Annotated in this window: 19 protein-coding genes; 6 read left to right on the forward strand and 13 right to left on the reverse strand. The window is 62.9% G+C overall.

The window, feature by feature from the left end; translation table 11 throughout:
- The first annotated feature begins 41 nt into the window (after positions 1 to 41).
- Positions 42 to 1,352, forward strand: a complete 1,311-nt coding sequence (locus tag ABIE53_RS02025; RefSeq protein WP_006050520.1) for an ATP-binding protein — start codon at positions 42 to 44, stop codon at positions 1,350 to 1,352.
- Positions 1,349 to 1,891 carry a response regulator transcription factor gene (locus ABIE53_RS02030; protein WP_006050519.1) on the forward strand — a complete coding sequence of 181 codons (543 nt, stop codon included), beginning with the start codon at positions 1,349 to 1,351 and terminating at the stop codon, positions 1,889 to 1,891. The genes ABIE53_RS02025 and ABIE53_RS02030 overlap by 4 nt, the downstream gene beginning before the upstream one ends.
- A 95-nt stretch (positions 1,892 to 1,986) precedes the next feature.
- On the opposite strand, the gene hslU is transcribed toward ABIE53_RS02030, so the two are convergent.
- The 9 genes from hslU to ABIE53_RS02075 form a co-directional block, all read right to left on the reverse strand.
- Positions 1,987 to 3,333 (reverse strand): ATP-dependent protease ATPase subunit HslU, encoded by a 1,347-nt coding sequence (gene hslU / locus ABIE53_RS02035; RefSeq protein ID WP_029969460.1) that lies wholly within the window; start codon positions 3,331 to 3,333, stop codon positions 1,987 to 1,989.
- Positions 3,334 to 3,342: 9 nt separating this feature from the next.
- The gene (gene hslV, locus ABIE53_RS02040; protein WP_006050517.1) at positions 3,343 to 3,879 is read right to left on the reverse strand and encodes an ATP-dependent protease subunit HslV; all 537 of its coding nucleotides are present in this window, start codon (positions 3,877 to 3,879) and stop codon (positions 3,343 to 3,345) included.
- A gap of 263 nt (positions 3,880 to 4,142) precedes the next feature.
- A complete protein-coding gene (dksA, locus tag ABIE53_RS02045) occupies positions 4,143 to 4,562 on the reverse strand; it encodes an RNA polymerase-binding protein DksA (RefSeq protein WP_006050516.1) in 420 nt (139 codons plus the stop codon).
- Positions 4,563 to 5,170: 608 nt separating this feature from the next.
- Positions 5,171 to 6,295 (reverse strand): CobW family GTP-binding protein, encoded by a 1,125-nt coding sequence (locus tag ABIE53_RS02050; RefSeq protein WP_192699937.1) that lies wholly within the window; start codon positions 6,293 to 6,295, stop codon positions 5,171 to 5,173.
- Between the two features lie 210 nt (positions 6,296 to 6,505).
- On the reverse strand, positions 6,506 to 7,708 hold the full coding sequence (locus ABIE53_RS02055) for a class I SAM-dependent rRNA methyltransferase (protein WP_114155695.1): 1,203 nt from the start codon (positions 7,706 to 7,708) through the stop codon (positions 6,506 to 6,508).
- A gap of 90 nt (positions 7,709 to 7,798) precedes the next feature.
- Entirely contained in the window at positions 7,799 to 8,722 is a 924-nt protein-coding gene (gene xerC / locus ABIE53_RS02060) for a tyrosine recombinase XerC (protein ID WP_107709152.1), read from the reverse strand.
- A 72-nt stretch (positions 8,723 to 8,794) separates the two neighbouring features.
- Complete coding sequence (locus tag ABIE53_RS02065; RefSeq protein ID WP_114155696.1) at positions 8,795 to 9,514, reverse strand: DUF484 family protein; 720 nt, start codon at positions 9,512 to 9,514, stop codon at positions 8,795 to 8,797.
- Between the two features lie 93 nt (positions 9,515 to 9,607).
- Complete coding sequence (dapF, locus tag ABIE53_RS02070) at positions 9,608 to 10,471, reverse strand: diaminopimelate epimerase (RefSeq protein ID WP_044021421.1); 864 nt, start codon at positions 10,469 to 10,471, stop codon at positions 9,608 to 9,610.
- A 35-nt stretch (positions 10,472 to 10,506) separates the two neighbouring features.
- Entirely contained in the window at positions 10,507 to 11,391 is an 885-nt protein-coding gene (locus ABIE53_RS02075; protein ID WP_029969470.1) for a lipid A biosynthesis lauroyl acyltransferase, read from the reverse strand.
- Between the two features lie 273 nt (positions 11,392 to 11,664).
- On the opposite strand from ABIE53_RS02075, the gene metK reads away from it, so the two are divergent.
- Positions 11,665 to 12,855: a methionine adenosyltransferase gene (gene metK, locus ABIE53_RS02080; RefSeq protein WP_006050509.1), complete on the forward strand. Its 1,191-nt coding sequence runs from the start codon at positions 11,665 to 11,667 to the stop codon at positions 12,853 to 12,855.
- 82 nt (positions 12,856 to 12,937) lie between these two features.
- Here metK and ABIE53_RS02085 read toward each other — a convergent pair whose 3' ends face one another.
- Positions 12,938 to 13,309: a hypothetical protein gene (locus ABIE53_RS02085; RefSeq protein WP_006050508.1), complete on the reverse strand. Its 372-nt coding sequence runs from the start codon at positions 13,307 to 13,309 to the stop codon at positions 12,938 to 12,940.
- 509 nt (positions 13,310 to 13,818) lie between these two features.
- Between ABIE53_RS02085 and ABIE53_RS02090 the strand changes: the two genes are divergently transcribed.
- On the forward strand, positions 13,819 to 14,580 hold the full coding sequence (locus tag ABIE53_RS02090; RefSeq protein ID WP_114155697.1) for a phytanoyl-CoA dioxygenase family protein: 762 nt from the start codon (positions 13,819 to 13,821) through the stop codon (positions 14,578 to 14,580).
- A gap of 80 nt (positions 14,581 to 14,660) precedes the next feature.
- On the opposite strand, the gene ABIE53_RS02095 is transcribed toward ABIE53_RS02090, so the two are convergent.
- A complete protein-coding gene (locus ABIE53_RS02095; protein ID WP_006050506.1) occupies positions 14,661 to 14,867 on the reverse strand; it encodes a DUF3185 family protein in 207 nt (68 codons plus the stop codon).
- 210 nt (positions 14,868 to 15,077) lie between these two features.
- On the opposite strand from ABIE53_RS02095, the gene mgrA reads away from it, so the two are divergent.
- The gene (gene mgrA / locus ABIE53_RS02100; protein ID WP_006050505.1) at positions 15,078 to 16,121 is read left to right on the forward strand and encodes an L-glyceraldehyde 3-phosphate reductase; all 1,044 of its coding nucleotides are present in this window, start codon (positions 15,078 to 15,080) and stop codon (positions 16,119 to 16,121) included.
- A gap of 78 nt (positions 16,122 to 16,199) precedes the next feature.
- Here mgrA and ABIE53_RS02105 read toward each other — a convergent pair whose 3' ends face one another.
- The gene (locus ABIE53_RS02105; RefSeq protein ID WP_006050504.1) at positions 16,200 to 16,385 is read right to left on the reverse strand and encodes a hypothetical protein; all 186 of its coding nucleotides are present in this window, start codon (positions 16,383 to 16,385) and stop codon (positions 16,200 to 16,202) included.
- Between the two features lie 325 nt (positions 16,386 to 16,710).
- Positions 16,711 to 17,985: an MFS transporter gene (locus ABIE53_RS02110; protein WP_244230958.1), complete on the reverse strand. Its 1,275-nt coding sequence runs from the start codon at positions 17,983 to 17,985 to the stop codon at positions 16,711 to 16,713.
- Positions 17,986 to 18,401: 416 nt separating this feature from the next.
- Between ABIE53_RS02110 and ABIE53_RS02115 the strand changes: the two genes are divergently transcribed.
- Positions 18,402 to 18,614, forward strand: a complete 213-nt coding sequence (locus ABIE53_RS02115; RefSeq protein ID WP_006050502.1) for a hypothetical protein — start codon at positions 18,402 to 18,404, stop codon at positions 18,612 to 18,614.

Consider the following 18,614-nt stretch of genomic DNA (forward strand, 5'->3'; position numbering starts at 1 on the left):
ACTATTGGGAAGCGTCCGAACGGGTAAAGTGAACTGAAGTCATGCATCGTATAACCAACACCGGCCGCGTCAATCTCGGCCATCTGTTCTGGCTGCGCAGCCTTGCGATCATCGGGCAGTTGCTGACCATCGCGTTCGTGCAGATCTTCATCGGCGTGCATTTGCCGTTGCCGGCCATGCTGCTCGTCATCGCGCTCGAGGTGATCTTTAACGCACTCACATGGTGGCGCGTCACGCAGCAGCGGCCCGAGTCGAACATGGAGCTGTTCGGCCAGATCTGGGTCGATCTCGGCGCGTTGTCCGCGTTGCTGTTTCTGTCCGGCGGCACGACCAATCCCTTTGTCTCGCTGTACCTGCCGTCGCTTGCCATCGCGGCGGCCGTGCTGCCCTGGCGACTGATGGCGTGGCTCGCCGCGTTCGCCGTGGCCTGCTATGCAGTCCTCGGCTTCGATTCGGTGCCGCTGAATCTCGACAACCCGGCCAACCTGTTCGACTACTACCGTGCCGGCATGTGGGTCAACTTCATGGTGAGCGTCGGGCTGATCGCGTGGTTCGTCGCGCGCATGTCGCGAGCCCTGCGGCTACGTGACGCAGCGCTCGGAGAAGCGCAGCAGCGCTTGCTCCAGGACGAACGCGCGGTCGCGCTCGGTGTCCAGGCCGCTACCGTCGCTCACGAAATCGGCACGCCTCTGTCTACAATTGCAATGCTGTCCGAAGAATTGCGCGACGCGGCGCGTACCGACAAAGGGCTCGCGCCATACAGCGCCGATCTCGAACTGCTCGAACAGCAGATGAGCTTGTGCACATCCGCGCTCGCGAGGTTGAGGAGCCGTGCAACGACCGCCACCAATCGCCAGCCGGTCGACGAGTGGCTCGGATCGTTCGCCGAGCAATGGCGCTTGCGCCATCCGCATGTGAAGTTCGAGCGGCTCGGCGCTCCGCCCGCGGATGTCAGTCTCGACGACACGGTAGCCGTCAGCCAGATTCTGACGATTCTGCTCGACAACGCCGCGCGCGCGAGCCGCGATCACGTCACGCTGTCGTGCCGGCTCACGGCGCGCGGCGATCAGATCGAATTCGAAGTCTGCGACGCGGGCCCCGGCATTCCGGCTGCGCTGCGCGGCTCACTCGGAGCGATGCCGGTGGACAGCACGCAAGGCGGGCACGGCGTCGGCCTGTACCTGGCGTTTTCGGCGGCGGCGCGCCTGAAAGGATCGATTGAATTGACGGACGTCAATGCGACCCAACCGCGTGGCACGCGCGCAGTCTTGCGGCTGCCGCTCACCGGTCGCAAAAGTTCCGGCCCGGGCCGCCAAGGCGCCGCGCCATCCAACACGGAGAAACAGGCATGAGCGAGATGAATTTTCTGGTGATCGACGACGACGAAGTGTTCTCCGGTATCCTCGCGCGCGGTTTGACGCGGCGCGGCTATACGGTGAGCGAAGCTCACAACGCGGACGAAGCGATCAGGCTGGCCAACCAGCAGAAGTTCAGTCAGATCACAGTGGATCTGCATCTTGGCAACGACTCGGGCCTCACGCTCGTCGCGCCGTTGCGCGACCTGCAACCCGACGCGCGCATGCTCGTGCTGACCGGTTACGCGAGCATTGCTACCGCGGTTCAAGCGGTGAAAGACGGCGCCGACAACTATCTGGCGAAGCCTGCGAACGTCGAAACCATTCTGTCGGCGCTGCAAAGCGAGGCGAGTGCGCTGCAGGCGGAAGAGGCGATCGAGCATCCCACGCCGCTCTCGGTTGCGCGTCTCGAATGGGAGCACATTCAGCGCGTGCTGGCCGAGCACGGCGGCAATATTTCGGCGACGGCGCGCGCGTTGAACATGCATCGCCGGACCTTGCAGCGCAAACTCGCGAAGCGGCCGGTCAAGCAGTAAGTTGCCTTCATCGCCGCATCGTTTGATGTGGCGCAAAGAAAACGGGCCGCCCTTTCTGCAGGCGGCCCGTTTTGCTTCGTCGCTTCGGCGTTACATCACAGCACGTAGCGCGACAGGTCTTCGTCTTCGGCGACTTCGTTCAGCGCGCGATCCACATACGCCGCGTCGATCTGCACCGTGCGTCCCGAGTGATTGCCGGCGGCGAACGACACTTCCTCCAGCAGCTTTTCGATGACCGTGTAAAGACGGCGTGCACCGATGTTCTCCGTCTTTTCGTTCACCGAATAAGCGATTTCCGCGAGACGGCGAATGCCGTCGTCGGCGAATTCCAGATGCACGTCTTCGGTTGCCAGTAGTGCCTGGTATTGCTTGACGAGGCTCGCATCCGTCGACACGAGGATCGACTCGAAGTCGTTCACCGACAGCGAATCGAGCTCCACGCGAATCGGAAAACGCCCTTGCAGTTCGGGGATCAGATCGCTCGGCTTCGCGAGATGAAAGGCACCGCTCGCGATGAACAGAATGTGATCCGTCTTCACCATGCCGTACTTGGTGTTGATGGTGGTGCCTTCGACGAGCGGCAGCAGATCGCGCTGCACGCCTTGACGCGACACTTCACCGCCGCCGGCTTCATTGCGCGACGCAATCTTGTCGATTTCGTCGAGGAACACAATGCCGTTCTGCTCGACGTTCTGCACGGCTTTGGTTTTCACCTCTTCGTCGTTGAGCATCTTGCCGGCTTCTTCGTCGGTGAGAACCTTCAGCGCTTCCTTCACCTTCATCTTGCGGCGCGTTTTCTTGCCGCCGCCGATGTTCGCGAACATCGAACGGATCTGCTCGGTCATGTCTTCCATGCCCGGCGGCCCCATGATGTCCATGCCGACTTGCGGCTGCTCGACGTCGAGCTCGATTTCCTTGTCGTCAAGCAGACCTTCGCGCAGACGCTTGCGGAAAGTCTGGCGCGTGGTGCTGCCTTCGTCGGCCGTGTCGATCGTGCTCGAACTGGAACCGAAACCGACCGGACGCGCGCTCGGCAACAGAATGTCGAGAATGCGGTCTTCGGCCTGATCTTCGGCTTTGGTTCGCACTTTGCGCATTTCCGATTCGCGCGTCTGCTTGACCGAAATCTCGATCAGATCGCGCACGATGCTGTCGACGTCGCGGCCCACGTAGCCCACTTCGGTGAACTTGGTGGCTTCGATCTTGATGAACGGCGCGTCGGCGAGCTTGGCGAGGCGCCGCGCGATTTCGGTTTTGCCGACGCCGGTCGGTCCGATCATCAGAATGTTTTTCGGCGTGATTTCCTGACGCAGCGGGTCGTCGACCTGCTGACGGCGCCAGCGATTGCGCAGCGCCACGGCAACCGCTTTCTTCGCGCGGCCTTGGCCGATGATGTGTTTGTCGAGTTCCGAGACGATCTCGGCAGGGGTCATGGTGCTCATCGTGGGTCCTTACTCGATCGTCTCGATGACGCGGTTGTGGTTCGTGTAGATGCACATGTCGCCGGCAATCTCCAGCGACTTCTCCACGATTTCGCGCGGCGACAACTCCGTGTTGTCGGCGAGCGCTTTCGCGGCGGCCTGCGCATACGCGCCGCCCGAACCGATCGCGCAAATGCCGCCTTCCGGATCGAGCACGTCGCCGTTACCGGTGATGACGAGCGTGGTGGTTGCGTCGGCGGCGATCAGCATGGCTTCGAGACGGCGCAGCATGCGGTCGGTGCGCCAGTCTTTCGCGAGTTCGACCGCGGCGCGCGTGAGATTGCCCTGATGCTTTTCCAGCTTCGCCTCGAAGCGGTCGAGCAGCGAAAACGCGTCGGCCGTGCCGCCCGCGAAACCGACCAGCACCTTGCCGTTGTAAATGCGCCTGACCTTCTTCGCACCGCCTTTCATGACGATGTTGCCGAGCGTCACCTGGCCGTCGCCGCCGAGCGCGACCTTGTCGCCGCGGCGCACGGAGACGATCGTCGTGCCGTGAAATTGCTCCATATGCGTTCCTCTTTGCAAAGCGGGTAGGACGCGGCAGCGCGATGCGCGACCGCATGAATCCTGGAAGCAGACGGCGCGCGACGCGGGAAGTGAGCCGCCTCGCGCGCTCGTGCAGCGCATGTCGGATTTATTTTAGGGCGCGCGCGGGCATATCAAGAGCCGGCAAATGGGATAGGACAAAAGAAAAAAGGCGCACGGATCACCGTGCGCCTCTCGACGAAGCAGCGTTTGTGGGCGCGGCGCCGAAGCCGCGCCGCCGGCGTTCAGTCGCCGAACAGCTTCTGGCGCAGTTCGCGGCGCTCCTGCGCCTCGAGCGACAGCGTGGCCGTGGGCCGCGCGAGCAGACGCGGAATGCCGATCGGCTCACCGGTTTCTTCGCACCAGCCGTAGTCGCCAGAGTCGATGCGGGCGAGCGACTGCTGCACCTTCTTCAGCAGCTTGCGCTCGCGGTCGCGCGTGCGCAGCTCGAGTGCATGCTCTTCCTCGATCGTTGCGCGGTCGGCCGGGTCCGGCACGATTACTGTTTCGCGCAGGTTCTCGGTCGTCTGGCCGGCATTGCGGAGAATTTCCGCCTGCAGCTGTTCGAGCTTGTTCTTGAAGAAAGCGAGCTGATCCTCATTCATGTAATCCTTGTCGCTCATCTTCAGGATTTCGGCTTCGGTCAAGAGTCGTTTCGTCGTCATCTGGCTTACTTCTTCAATGTGAGGCAAAACTCTTACATAGTGCCCGCACTTTCGTATTGCCCGCAAGGCGCCTGGGACGTTGAGCACAAGCTGACACGGACGATGAACTGTCGTGACGCCGAAGCGCCTCACGCCCACCTCGGGCGTCGCAACGCCAATGCGGGGCCGAACTCCTCTGGAAACCGGTTCTCAAATGCTCCTGAGGTATTTGCTCCCGGGCAGCGAGCCTCCTCGGGCTGCTGCGGCGGGTATTGTCGGCGAGTTCCCCGGACAAGATTTTCCGGCGCCGCTACAAGCCCGGTGCGCCCCACTGCGCAATATGTAATCACCGCGCACTGACCGGGCAAATCGTTCTCATTCTCCAGTGGGCACGTATTGTAACTGAATCACAATCCGGCGCCGCAACTGGTGGAAATCCCTCGGCGGCGCACTGGTATCCCGAAAATATAACGCGCGAACGGTCAAAAAGCGATGGTTGAGCGCCCACTAATACAGCAGGGTTTTCACGCGTTTTTCATACATGTGCGCCACCGCACATTTCGCGGCGGCCATTTGGCCCCCGCGCCCCGAGTAACAGCAGACCAATACGCTTTTGCCAGGCGCGACGCTCAGGCGAGGCAGGCGTCGAGGCCGTCGGTAATCAGGTCTTGCGGCAATTCGATGCCGATAAACACCATCTTGTTGGTCTTTTTCTCGGCCGGCTGCCATTTGGCCGCGAGGTCGCTGCCCATCATCTGATGCACGCCCTGGAACACGACTTTGCGGTCGACGCCCTTCATGTACAGCACGCCCTTGTAACGCAACAGGCGCTCGCCGTAGATCTGCAGGATGCCGCCGAGAAAGTCTTCGAGCTTGTTCGGATCGAACGGACGATCGTTGCGGTACACGAACGACTTGATCTTGTCGTCGTGATGCGCGTGATGATGATGCGCATGATCGTGGCCTTCATGGCCTTCATGGCCTTCATGGCCTTCGTGATCGCAATGGCCGTGGTCATGATCGCAATTTGCGTGGTCGTGATCGTGGCCGTGCGTGTGGCCGTGCTCGTCGTGCGCATGCGCGTGGTTATGCGCGTGTTCGTCCTCAACGAGGAAGTCCGGATCGATCTCGAGCTTCGAATTCAGATTGAAGCCGCGCAGGTCGAAGATTTCCTTGATGTCCGCGTCGCCGAAATTGACGACCTTGATCGCCGCCTTCGGATTCATATGCAGCAGACGGTGGCGCAGATCGCCCAGTTGCGCTTCGTCGACGAGATCGGCCTTCGTGATGAACAGGCGATCGGCGAAACCCACCTGGCGCTGCACGACTTCGTGCTCGTCCAGTTGGTGATTCGCGTGCTTCGCGTCGACCAGCGTGATGATCGCGTCGAGCAGGAATTCGCTGGCGATCTGGTCATCCATGAAGAAGGTCTGGGCGACGGGGCCGGGATTCGCGAGGCCGGTGGTTTCGATCACCACGCGGTCGAAGTCCAGTTTGCCCGACTGCTTCTGCGCCGCAAGATCGCTCAGCACGCGCGAAAGGTCGCCGCGGATCGTGCAGCAGATGCAGCCGTTGCTCATCTGGATGATCTGCTCGCTCGTGTCCTGCACGAGAATCTCGTTGTCGATGTTCTCTTCGCCGAACTCGTTCTCGATCACGGCGATCTTCATGCCGTGCTTTTCGTTCAGGATGCGCTTGAGCAGGGTAGTTTTGCCGCTGCCGAGAAAGCCGGTCAGGATGGTGACTGGGATCATGTTGTTCGCCTATAGAGTCGTGAAACGATGCGTAATCGTATGCTTAGCGGATGCATAGCGGTATGCATGAGCCGGGCGCGGCAACCTCGCGGCGCGCAGCCTGTCTAGCCGGTTATTGAAACATATCTGCCCACGCGGCGCTGGCAGCCGGCACGGCCGGGCCGCCGCCGCTCGCGTCCCGCTGCGAAATAACCGTGAAGTTATAGGCGATCAGGCGATTTGCAACAGCAGGCCCTTCAGGTATTCGCCTTCCGGAAATGCTGTGAGCAACGGATGATCCACCCCGGCGCCAAGACGCTTGAGAATCCGCGCGTCGACGCGCGCGTCCGCGGCCGCGCTTGCCACGATCTTCTGAAACAGCTCGGAATCGATCGCGCCGGAGCACGAGTAGGTGAACAGCAGGCCGCCTGGGCGCAGCAGCTTCAGCCCGGTCAGGTTGATGTCCTTGTACGCGCGCGACGCGCGGTCCACATGCTCGCGCGACGGCGCGAATTTCGGCGGATCGAGCACGATCAGGTCGAAACGCTCGCCTTCGTCGTAGAGGCGGCGCAGCGTCTTGAACGCGTCCGCGTCGAGCCAGGTCGCGCGCTCGGCGTCGAAGCCGTTCGCCGCCACGTTCTGCTGCGCGAGCGCGAGCGCCTCGCCGGACGAATCGATTGAAACGACCCGCTTGGCACCGCCTTTGAGCGCCGCCAGCGAGAAACCGCCCGTGTAGCAGAAGCAGTTCAACACGTCGCGGTCCTGCGCGAGCTGCTGCACGAGCAGGCGGTTATCGCGTTGGTCGACGTAGAAGCCGGTCTTGTGGCCGTTGCGCACGTCGACGTGATAACGCACGCCGTTTTCGCTCGCGATCAGCGCTTCCGACGGCGCTTCGCCCGCCAGCACGCCGGTCGTCTGTTCTAGCCCTTCCTTCTGACGAATCGACACGTCCGAGCGTTCGTAGACGTTCGGGCAGCCGGTCGCGCCGACGAGCGCGGCGACGATCGCCTCCTTCCACGCCTCGACGCCCGCCGCCATGAACTGGCAGACGAGCTGGCTGCGCTGGCCTTCGTCCTCGGCGACGTAGTGATCGACGATCAGGCCCGGCAGGCCGTCCGCTTCGCCGAAAATCAGCCGCACGGCGCCGGTGTCGCGCACCATCGTTTGACGATGGAGGAGCGCGCGCTGCACGCGGCGCTTGAAGAATGCGTGGTCGATCGGCTCGCTTTCGTCGAAGCTCCAGACGCGCGCGCGGATCTGCGAGTGCGGGCTGTAGGCGGCGCGCGCGAGAAACCGGCCGTCGTGCGCGCGCACGAGCACGGTCGCGCCCGGCGCGGGATTGCCGTCGATCCGGTCAATCGCGTTCGCATAGACCCACGGATGGCGGCGCAGCAGCGATTTTTCTTTCGACGGTTTGAGCGTAACGATATTCATGAGGGTGTCAGCAGAAGCAAGGGCCGCGCAAACTGCTGCGCGCGCGGCGGATGAAGCAAGGGCGGTGACTATCGAGCCGCAAGGGCGGCGTCAGTCGCGTTTTTTGGCGCGCGGATGCGCCTGATCGTAGACGCGCGCGAGGTGCTGGAAATCGAGCCCCGTGTACACCTGCGTCGCGGTGATGCTCGCGTGGCCGAGCAATTCCTGCACGGCGCGCAGGTCGCCGCTCGACTGCAGCACGTGCGTCGCGAACGAGTGCCGCAGCACGTGCGGATGCACATTGGCCGGAATGCCGGCGAGCAGCGCCGCGCGCTTCACACGCTCGCGCACGACGTTCGGCGACAGGCGATTGCCGCGCGCCGACAGAAAGAGCGGATGCGGATCGTGCTTGACCATCTGATCGCGCACGGCGAGCCACGCGTTCAGCGCGGTGAGCGCCTTGCTGCCGACCGGCACGATGCGGCGCCGCTTGCCCTTGCCGAGCACTTCGACTTCCGCGGAATCGAGCTTCAGCCAGCCGGCCGAGCGATAACCGTCGGCGTCGGCGAAACGGGCGTCCAGACCGACGAGTTCCGACAGACGCAGCCCCGACGAGTAGAACAGTTCGAGCATCGCGTGATCGCGCAAACCTTCCGCCGATGCGGCAGGCGGGCTTTCCATCAGGCGGTTCGCGTCGTCGACGGACAGCGCCTTCGGCAGCGCCTTGGGCTGCTTGGGCGCGCGCACGGTGGCGACGGGGTTGGCCGGCAGATCGATGCGGCCCGCGAGCCAGCGGTAAAACGCACGCCACGCCGACAGACGGTGACTGATCGAGCGCGCCGTTAGCCCGCCCGCGTGCGCGCGCGACACGGCGCCGCGAATATCGACAGCGGTCAGGCTTTCGAGCGGCCGGCCTTTCGCCAGCAGCCGCAATTGTTCGAGTTCGTGCGTGTAGCCGCGCAAGGTGTGCGCCGACAGCCGCCGCTCGTGCTCGAGATTCGACAGATACGCGGCGATGAAGTCGGTTTCGGTCACGATGGGCGGTTTGGCTTGATCGAGCAGGGTTCGGCTAACTTTTGCTGACGGCGGACGCGTGCGCTCGCGCGTTCAGCGCGGCAGCAGACGGCTCAGCGCGGCGCTTGCGAGCGCGCCGATCTGCGTGAGGAAGTCGGTCGCCATGCCGTCGTGGAAGCGGCGCGCGTCCGCGGAGCCCATCACGAGAAGGCCGAAGGCCGACGCTTCTTCATTGGCTTCCGGGTCGCGCAACGCGAGCAGTGCAATCGATTCGGTGACGTGCGTGGGCTCCGGCGCAGCGCCGCCGGACGGGTTTTCGTCGGCGCTGCCGGCAGCCGGCACGAGCCATTGCGCCGCCTCGAAACCGGTGTTCGCGCCGCAGTAAGGCGCTGCGAGGCTGTTCGCGAAGATCCGCACTTCTTCGCCGACGTGGCGCGCGAAGTCGGCCTGAGCATACGGCTCGGCGACGTCCCACACGCGCAGCGCCGCTTGCGGCACGTCGAAAATCTCACGCAGGCCATTGGCGACGGTACGCGGCAGCGCGTACGGATCGCGCTCGGCGATCACGCGAATCGTCCAGCGGTTGAACTTCGAGGCGATGCTGTCGTTTTCGTGGCCGTAGCGCAGCAGTTCGGCGAGACGACGTTCGAGATGCTTGTTCTTGTCGCGCAGCATTTCCATCTGCCGCTCCTGCAGGGACACCGCGGCCTTGCCGTGCGGGTTTGCGAGCCGGATGGTGGCGAGCACTTCCGCGTGTTCGGCGAAGAATTCGGGATTGGCGAGCAGGTATTCGGCGACTTCGCGATCGTTCATGGTTTCGGCTAAAGGACTACAGGACGACGCCTTCATGCGACGCGTCGGTCAGTGAGTTAATGAATCGTTCATGCGCGATCGAAGGCGACACGTTCAGTCGGCCAGTTCGATCTCGCCCTGGAAAACGGTCGTGGCCGGACCCGCCATCAGCAGCGGTTCGCTTTCCTTATTACTGTCCCACGAAATGGTGAGCTTGCCGCCGTGCGTGTGAACGAGCACCGGCGCGTCGAGCAGTCCGCGCCGAATGCCCGCGGCCACCGCCGCGCATGCGCCCGTGCCGCACGCCAGCGTTTCGCCGGCGCCGCGCTCATAGACGCGCAGCTTGATTTCGCTCCGGCCGACGATCTGCATGAAGCCCGCGTTCACCTTTTGCGGAAAGCGCGCGTGCCGCTCGATCACCGGACCTTCGACGAGCACCGGAAACGCCTCGACGTCGTCGACCACTTGCACGGCGTGCGGATTGCCCATCGACACGACCGAAATCCAGCGCGTCGTGCCGTTCACGTCGAGCGGCCAGAGCGTATCCGCGCCTTCGCGACGTCCCTGGAGACCTTTGGTGGCGAAAGGCACACGTTCCGGTTCGAACACCGGCGAGCCCATGTCGACGAGCACCTCGCCGTTTTCCTGCATGGTCAGCGTGATGGTGCCGTTCTGCACTTGCACGCGCACGCTGCGCTGATCGGTCAGCCCGCTGTCGCGCACGAACTTCACGAAGCAGCGCGCGCCGTTGCCGCAATGCTCGACTTCGCCGCCGTCGCAATTGAAGATGCGATACCTGAAATCGACGCCATCCACGGTAGGCTTTTCGACCAGCAGCAACTGGTCGGCGCCGACGCCGAAATGGCGGTCGGCGAGCGCGCGCACCTGCTCCGGCGTCAGGTTGAGCGCTTGCGTGTAGCCGTCGAGCACGACGAAGTCGTTACCCGCGCCGTGCATCTTGGTGAATTTCAGTTTCATCACGCTATTGTAAGTGACGCGCCCCTCGAGCGCCCTCAATACACGCTCGGCACACCGGGCGGCCGCGTCTTGAAACGCTTGTGCACCCAGTAGTACTGCTCGGGCATCGACGGAATCTGTTCTTCGAGGAACGCGTTCATGCGCCGCGCGTCCGCGTCGTCGTCGCCGGTCGGGTAGTTGTCCCACGGCTTGAACACCCTCAGCCGATAACCCTTGTAGTTCGGCAGCACTTCGCCGATGAACGGCACGACCTGCGCGTGACCGACTTTCGCGAGGCGGCCGACGGCGGTCAGCGTGCAGGTCGGCACGCCGAAGAACGGCACGAAAGTCGAATTGCGCGCGCCGTAGTCCATGTCGGCGCCGAGCATCACCGGCTTGCGCTCGCGCAGCCAGCGCAGCACGATGCGCGCGCTGTCGGCGCGGCTTGCCATGTCCGCGCCGAAGCGGGCGCGCGCGGCCTTGGCGACCTCCTCGAGTTCTGGGTTCGACATCGGCTGATACAGCGAGCCGCACTGACGTTTGAGCGAGTAATTGAGGAAGATCGAGCCCGCCTCGATGCCGACGAAATGAAAGCCGAGGAACAGCGTGGGCGGCAGGTTCGGATCGGTCAGATCGATTGCGCTGTCGACCTGAATCAGCTTTTCGAGCTTCTTCGCGGAGCCGAACCATTGGACGCTGCGCTCAAGGTAACTGCGGATCGCGTGACGGAAATGCTTCTGCGCGACTTCTTCGCGGCGCTCGTCGTTCCACTCCGGAAAGCACAGTTTCAGATTGATGTGGACGATGCGCTTGCGGCGGCTCGGAATCTGATAGAGCAGCCAGCCGAGTCCGTCGCCGAGGCGGGCGATGAAACCATACGGCAATAGTGCAAACAGTTTGAGAAGGCCGATCGCGAGCCGGGGACCAAGGCGGCTCAGCATGTGACCTCCTGGAAGGCGCTCGGCGTGATGCATTTAAGGAAAGCGGAGAAGTTGACGTAATACCGCACTCGTAGACACTCTGTGACAATCATCGGAAGTCGCTATAATAAGGGCTTCGCCGAGTTAATAGACAACTTGCGGGGCGAAGCCAGGCGGCGCGATCCATGTGATAAGCGCCTGCCAGTCAGGTAATCCGCTAAAGCGTCGCCGCTTCAGGCTCCCGAAGCTGGCTACGTGAACATTAACCGTAACCACATAACAGGAGTCTGCAACGTGGCAAACGACTATCTCTTCACCTCCGAATCCGTTTCAGAAGGCCATCCCGACAAGGTCGCGGACCAGATTTCGGACGCGATTCTCGACGCCATCCTGGCGCAGGACAAGTACTCGCGTGTTGCAGCGGAAACGCTGTGCAACACCGGTCTCGTCGTGCTCGCGGGTGAAATCACCACCACTGCCAACGTCGACTACATCCAGATCGCGCGCAACACGATCAAGCGCATCGGTTACGACAACACCGACTACGGTATCGACTATCGCGGTTGCGCGGTGCTGGTCGCGTACGACAAGCAGTCGCCGGACATCGCTCAGGGCGTGGATCGCGCGCACGACAACAACCTCGACCAGGGCGCCGGCGACCAGGGCCTGATGTTCGGCTACGCATGCGAAGAAACGCCTGAGCTGATGCCGTTGCCGATCCACCTGTCGCATCGTCTGGTCGAGCGTCAGGCGAATCTGCGCCGCGACGGCCGCCTGCCCTGGCTGCGCCCGGATGCGAAGTCGCAGGTCACCGTGCGGTATGTGGACGGCAAGCCGCATTCCATCGACACCGTCGTGCTCTCCACGCAGCATTCGCCGGACATCGATCTGGATACGCTGCGCGAAGCCGTGATCGAAGAGGTGATCAAGCCGACGCTGCCGGCTGAACTCATCAAGGGCGACATCAAGTTCCTCGTGAACCCGACCGGCCGGTTCGTGATCGGCGGTCCGCAAGGCGACTGCGGTCTGACGGGCCGCAAGATCATCGTCGATACGTACGGCGGCGCGGCTCCGCACGGCGGCGGCGCGTTCTCGGGCAAAGACCCGTCGAAGGTCGACCGTTCGGCCGCTTACGCCGGCCGCTATGTCGCGAAGAACATCGTGGCCGCGGGCCTCGCGTCGCGCTGCCTGATCCAGGTGTCGTACGCGATCGGCGTCGCGCAGCCCACGTCGGTCATGGTCAACACGTTCGGCACCGGCCGCGTGTCGGACGCGACGATCACGCGCCTCGTGCAGGAGCATTTCGATCTGCGTCCGAAGGGCATCATTCAGATGCTCGACCTGCTGCGTCCGGTCTACGAGAAGAGCGCGGCTTATGGCCACTTCGGCCGCGAAGAGCCGGAATTCACGTGGGAAGCCACGGACAAGGCGCTGGCCCTCGCGGAGGCCGCCGGCACTGAGCCGGTCGCTGCGCTGGCGGACTAACGCTAGATTCAGGCGTCTGAATGCGAAAAACCCTGCCGGCTTGCGCCGCGCAGGGTTTTTTATTTGGCGCTCGTGGTGGCTCCTAGCGGCTCGCGAAAGCGAACGCGAACCAGCCCGTGCTGCCGTTCGTCGACATACGACGCGGACGGCGACTGGTGCTTTGCGACGGCACGGCAACCGGCGCGCGCTGCGCTGCGGTGAGGCGCAGCGGCGTCGGCTTGCGCAGCAGCGTGCGCAGCGAGAAGCGGCGCGAACCGCCTCGCGTACGCAAGGCCGAGAAGAATGTGTTGAACCAGGTGCGAATGCCGTCGACGGCTTTCGTGTCGCGCCATTGTTCGCCCAAGGCGCGTGTGCGCGTGGCGTGATGACGCAGCGCGCGCACGACATGGCGGCGCGCCGGACGGGCGGCTTTGAGGGCGGCTCGGGTAAAACGTGTGCTCAGAAGAGTATGCATGGCTTCACAAGTAGGCAGCGTGTCGCGCGACGAAATGTGCGCCCAATAGCAGCACCAAGCGTGCCAATGGCGGTCTCGCGATAGATGGTTCGGGAGCCCGGAATCCGGTGGAAAACTGCGCGGCGGGGAACTGCGCGGAGAACAGCGCCTTGGGCTTCATGGCCCGTGGGACGCGAAAACAGACGGGAATAGCGATCAACATGCGTGCAGGCTACACGTGATTCATGACGTCTGAAAGTCGGTTTTTACCCTGCGGATGAGGGTTCATACGTAGTTCGCAGAGCGGCAAAGGGCAAGTGCACACGGGTTTCGCGGACACTCTTCATGCACGTTACCGTGCGTGCCCGCACAGCCCGCGTGCGTCGGCAAGCCGCACGCCGCCTGCAAATAGTGCGCGGCATTGCGGACCTGCATCAACTTCATGTCGACGCGCGACGGTGAAACAGCACGCGGTATGATCGCGCCCGTTTTACAATCGAAGATCGGTTAGTCGACGGTCACGGATCACCATGTCACTCCATTCGAAGAAAGAGCAGATTCACACGTTGCGCGAGCAGGGTTTTGTCGTCGTGCCGGGTCTCGTGTCGGCCGAGCGTTGCGAGCAGATGAAGCAGATCGCGCAACGTCAACTTGAAGAAGCCGCCGCGCCGATCGAGTTCGAAGCGGATCTGCAATATCCCGGCGCGCCGTCGTCGAAACTCGCGCCCGGCGGTCATACCGTGCGCCGTTTGCTCGACGCCTACGGCCGCGATCCCAGTTTCGCGCAATGGGCGACCGCGCCCGAGATTCGCGGCTGGATGGAGTTGTATTTCGGCGAGGAGCCGCGCCTGTCGCGCGCGCATCACAACTGCATGATGACCAAGCACCCGGCGTACGGCAGCCTGACCGGCTGGCATCGCGACGTGCGTTACTGGTCGTTCGAACGCGACGATCTCGTTTCGGTGTGGCTTGCGTTGGGCGACGAAACCGTCGACAACGGCGCGCTATGGCTCGTGCCCGGCTCGCACAGCGCGCCATTCACCGGCGATCGTTTCGACGAAGCCAAGTTCTTCCGCTCCGATCTGGAGGAAAACCAGGCGTGGATTCGCGCGGCCGTTTCGCCCGAACTGAAAGCCGGCGACGTGGTGTTCTTCCACTGCAATACGCTGCACTCGGCGGGCAAGAATCTGAGCGACCGCGTGAAGTTCTCGCTCGTCTACACGTATCACGGCGCGAGCAATGTGCCGTTGCCCGGAACGCGGTCGGCCGCGAAGCCTGAAATTGCTTTCTGATCCGACGATTCACTAGCGCTTTGTGACGGCGCCAAACGCACGCGCGAGAGCGTTTAACCCTGGCGCCGCCGCTTAGCCGGCTAGCGCTTGCGTCCCGACAACGCCATGCCCGTAATTCCCGCGAGCGTTGCCACGACGCCGCCGACAATCAGCATGATCGCCTTGTTCGTCGGCGAACCCGTAAATACGCGCGAGACGTCGCTGCTCACCGAATTGAATGCCTGTCCGCCGAAGTACAGCAGCAATACGCCGCCGACAATCAGCGCAATCGAAATCGCCTTCGCCATTGAATGCTCCCTAAGCCTGGTCGGCGAAAGTGTAGGGGACCTGCAAGCACTCGTCCATCGTGCATGGCGGGCGTCTGCACGCATCGCGTCGATTGGCTACCATAGCGGTCTCGCCGCCTATAAAAACAGATCGCAGCAGCACGCCTCCCGCAGAATGCGCTTGCCCATGCCCGAAATCACCGGGCGACATCATCATCAAGGACACTAGCAATGGCTTACGAAGCAGCTTCAGAACGCTATTCGGACATGCAGTACCGCGTGTGCGGCAAGACGGGTCTCAAACTTCCCGCGCTGTCGCTCGGCTTGTGGCACAACTTCGGCGACACCACGCCGCTCTCGACGCAGCGCGAAATTCTGCGTACCGCCTTCGACCTCGGCATCACGCATTTCGATCTCGCCAACAACTATGGGCCGCCGTACGGCAGCGCGGAGACGAACTTCGGCCGTCATTTCAAGGACGACTTCAAGCCGTATCGCGACGAACTGCTGATTTCGTCGAAGGCGGGTTGGGACATGTGGCCGGGTCCGTACGGACAAGGCGGCGGATCGCGCAAGTATGTGCTCGCGAGTCTCGATCAGAGTCTTAAGCGCATGGGCCTCGACTACGTGGACATTTTCTATTCGCATCGCTTCGACGCGAACACGCCGCTCGAGGAAACCGCGGGCGCATTGGCCAGCGCCGTGCAGCAGGGCAAGGCGCTGTACATCGGCATTTCGTCGTACTCGGCAAGCAAGACGCTCGAAATGGCGAAGCTGCTCGCCGAATACAAGGTGCCGTTGCTGATTCATCAGCCTGCGTACAACATGCTGAATCGCTGGATCGAACGTGAGTTGCTCGACACGCTCGAACAGGTCGGCGCGGGCACGATTGCGTTCACGCCGCTGGCGCAGGGCCTCTTGACCGGCAAGTATCTGAACGGCGTGCCTCAAGACGCGCGCGTCAACAAGCCGGGCGGCGGATCACTGAAGCAGGAACATTTGAGCGAGCAGAACATCGAGCACGTGCGCAAGCTGAACGACATCGCGCAGCGTCGCGGACAAAGCCTCGCGCAAATGGCGCTTGCCTGGGCGCTGCGCGATCCGCGCGTGACTTCCGTGCTGATCGGCGCGAGCCGCGCGGAGCAGGTGCGCGAAAACGTCGGCGCGTTGAAGAACCTCGCGTTCTCGAAGGAGGAACTCGCGGAGATCGATCGTTACGCGACTGAAGGCGGCGTCAATCTGTGGGAGAAACCGTCGACGGATCAGGCGATCTGATTCCGGCGACGCTGCCGCCTTGCAAACGAACAGATCAACAGATGAACAGAAAGCCGCCGCACAGGCGGCTTTTTTTCGCTAGACGAGCGCGGGCAAGCCTTCGACCAGCACGACTGCGAAGACGACGCCGAGCAGCGCGCCCAGCACGCGCAGCGCGTTGTGCCGCAACTCCGTCTTGCAAGGCAGCGCGCCTACGAACAATGCCCCGGCAAGCGCCATCGGAATGACCAGGATGAAGTCGCCAATCGTGAAGTAGGTCGTCATACTCGTCTCCTGTTGTATTGGCCGCGTGTGGCCGCCAAACAGCAGCTCTGTTCAAGAGCCGTGCAGTGCCAACGCTCGATTTGAGTATAGATGACGCCTGAAGCGGCGTAGCCGCGTCCACGAGCTTCGCGACGCTTATTCGCAGGCCGCAGAAGCCAACGCCTGCAAGGCTCGCGGCGCTTGTGGCGGCGCAGCAAAATACGCCGCAAAAAGTGAAGCGTTTGCTTACGCACCCCTTACTTTTTATCGATTTTCGATGCGAGGTGAATCGTCGGCGCGGTCGGCGAGCGCGTCGCGGCCAAGTCGCGATCGAGTCGTGTTCGACTCAACCGTGAGCCGAGTCGAGCCGCTGCAATCTGAACGCCGCGAGCAGACCGATCACGAGCAGCGCGGCAACGAGTCCGGCAACGCCGCTCCATCCATAGCCGGCCCACATATGGCCGCCATATGAGCCGATCACGCTCGAGCCGATGTAATACGCGAGCAGATAAAGCGCGGCCGCCTGGCCCTTGGCTTCTTTCGCGAGACGCCCGACCCAGCCGCTCGCGACAGCATGTCCCGCGAAGAAGCCGAACGTCACGCATGCAATGCCGCCGACAATCGCCGCAAGCGCGCTCAGCATCGTGAGCGCGAGCCCCACGCCCATCAGCAGAAGACTCGCGCTTAGCACGCGGGCGCGCCCGAACGTATCGGCCATGCGCCCCGACCAGGGCGACGCGATGACGCCCGTCAGATAGACGACGAAGATCGCGCCGATCTCCGTTTGACTCAGGCGATACGGCGGCGCGAGCAGCCGGTAGCCGATGTAGTTGTACAGCGTGACGAAACTGCCCATCAGCACGAAGCCGAGCAGGAACAGCAACGGCAAGCCCGGCCGCGTGAATTGCCGCAGCAGCGCGCTGCGATGATGCGTGAAGCCGAGCCCGCGCCGCGGCACGAAGTGACGCGACGGCGGCAGCAGCGCGCGAAACGCGAGCATCGACAGAATGCCTAGCACGCCGATCGTGCCGATCGCGACGCGCCACGAAAACAGATCCGCGACCACGCCGGTAATCACGCGCCCCGCCATTCCGCCAATCGCGGTGCCGCCGACATACAGCCCCATCGCGAGGCCCAGACCGTCGGGGTGAACTTCTTCCGCGAGATAGGCCATCGCGACGGCCGGCACGCCGCCGAGCGCGAGTCCTTCGAGCGCGCGCAACACGAGCAACTGATGCCACTGCGGCGCAATCGACACGCCGATGGTCAGCAACGCGGAAGCCGTCAGCGACATCGTCATCAGCTTGTGACGGCTCCAGCCTTCGGAGACAAAGCCCGCGGTGAAGATGGAGACGGCGAGCGCGGCCGTCGACAGCGAAACGGTGAGGCTGCTTTGCGCAGGCGTCACGTTGAATGTCGACGAAAACGACGGCAGCAGCGGCTGCACGCAATACAGCAACGAGAACGTGGCATAGCCGGCAAACAACAAGGCGATGCTGGCGCGCCAATAGGCACGAGTGCCGCGTTCGAGGTAAGAGAGGTGGGAGGCGTGAGAGGCGTTGGGCACGGCAAAGACGAAGAAAGACGAAAGCGGAAAAGGCGGAAGTGCAAACGGCCGCATAGTCGAAGCGTTCTAAAGCGCCGGGGTCATGATCATTGCCACGATCACGGCCGCTATTCGCGAGACGCCGCGCATGCAAAGCAGTTAAGGATACGCTGAAAATCGCGCCCTGGTGTGCGAGCGCTGCGCGCGTTGCGCCGACGCTCCGCGTTTTTGATCTCCGCGCCCAGCAGGGTTTATGATGGTCTCGTTGCGATGCGCGCGTCGCGACGAATCCAGCGAAACGACGGGTGAAGCGCCCCGAGTTCCGGCTTTCAAGGGCCCCGCAAAACGGGAACAATGACGAGATGCTCTCACGCGTATTCACGCGCAGCAGTTTGGGTGCGTACGCAACGTTACCGGCGAAGCGGCGCTTTTATCATCACCTTGACCGGCATGAATCCAGAAAGCCGGCTATGGGAGAACGGGGAAACATCATGCAAATCGGTTCCATTGTCCGATCGGTGCATATCGCCGTGCCGCAAGGCGCGCGCGGAATCGTCATGCGCATTCTCGGCGACATGGCCATGGTGGCGTGGTACGCCGGCGAGCCCGGCGCTTCGCCGCAACTGAACACCGAACCCTTTTTCCTCGAAGACCTTATCGACACCGGCGAACTCGTGCGTCCGTCAAGCGCGCAGATGCATTGA

It is taken from the genome of Paraburkholderia sp. OAS925 (genome assembly GCF_040543975.1).
Taxonomy (GTDB): domain Bacteria; phylum Pseudomonadota; class Gammaproteobacteria; order Burkholderiales; family Burkholderiaceae; genus Paraburkholderia; species Paraburkholderia graminis.

Bases quoted from the DNA above. Each gene is read 5' to 3' on its own strand.
- ABIE53_RS02025 (WP_006050520.1), top strand. From the start codon at position 42: ATGCATCGTATAACCAACACCGGCCGCGTCAATCTCGGCCATCTGTTC.
- ABIE53_RS02030 (WP_006050519.1), top strand. From the start codon at position 1,349: ATGAGCGAGATGAATTTTCTGGTGATCGACGACGACGAAGTGTTCTCC.
- hslU (WP_029969460.1), bottom strand. From the start codon at position 3,333: ATGAGCACCATGACCCCTGCCGAGATCGTCTCGGAACTCGACAAACAC.
- hslV (WP_006050517.1), bottom strand. From the start codon at position 3,879: ATGGAGCAATTTCACGGCACGACGATCGTCTCCGTGCGCCGCGGCGAC.
- dksA (WP_006050516.1), bottom strand. From the start codon at position 4,562: ATGACGACGAAACGACTCTTGACCGAAGCCGAAATCCTGAAGATGAGC.
- ABIE53_RS02050 (WP_192699937.1), bottom strand. From the start codon at position 6,295: ATGATCCCAGTCACCATCCTGACCGGCTTTCTCGGCAGCGGCAAAACT.
- ABIE53_RS02055 (WP_114155695.1), bottom strand. From the start codon at position 7,708: ATGAATATCGTTACGCTCAAACCGTCGAAAGAAAAATCGCTGCTGCGC.
- ABIE53_RS02065 (WP_114155696.1), bottom strand. From the start codon at position 9,514: ATGAACGATCGCGAAGTCGCCGAATACCTGCTCGCCAATCCCGAATTC.
- dapF (WP_044021421.1), bottom strand. From the start codon at position 10,471: ATGAAACTGAAATTCACCAAGATGCACGGCGCGGGTAACGACTTCGTC.
- ABIE53_RS02075 (WP_029969470.1), bottom strand. From the start codon at position 11,391: ATGCTGAGCCGCCTTGGTCCCCGGCTCGCGATCGGCCTTCTCAAACTG.
- ABIE53_RS02085 (WP_006050508.1), bottom strand. From the start codon at position 13,309: ATGCATACTCTTCTGAGCACACGTTTTACCCGAGCCGCCCTCAAAGCC.
- ABIE53_RS02090 (WP_114155697.1), top strand. From the start codon at position 13,819: ATGTCACTCCATTCGAAGAAAGAGCAGATTCACACGTTGCGCGAGCAG.
- ABIE53_RS02095 (WP_006050506.1), bottom strand. From the start codon at position 14,867: ATGGCGAAGGCGATTTCGATTGCGCTGATTGTCGGCGGCGTATTGCTG.
- mgrA (WP_006050505.1), top strand. From the start codon at position 15,078: ATGGCTTACGAAGCAGCTTCAGAACGCTATTCGGACATGCAGTACCGC.
- ABIE53_RS02105 (WP_006050504.1), bottom strand. From the start codon at position 16,385: ATGACGACCTACTTCACGATTGGCGACTTCATCCTGGTCATTCCGATG.
- ABIE53_RS02110 (WP_244230958.1), bottom strand. From the start codon at position 17,985: ATGCGGCCGTTTGCACTTCCGCCTTTTCCGCTTTCGTCTTTCTTCGTC.
- ABIE53_RS02115 (WP_006050502.1), top strand. From the start codon at position 18,402: ATGCAAATCGGTTCCATTGTCCGATCGGTGCATATCGCCGTGCCGCAA.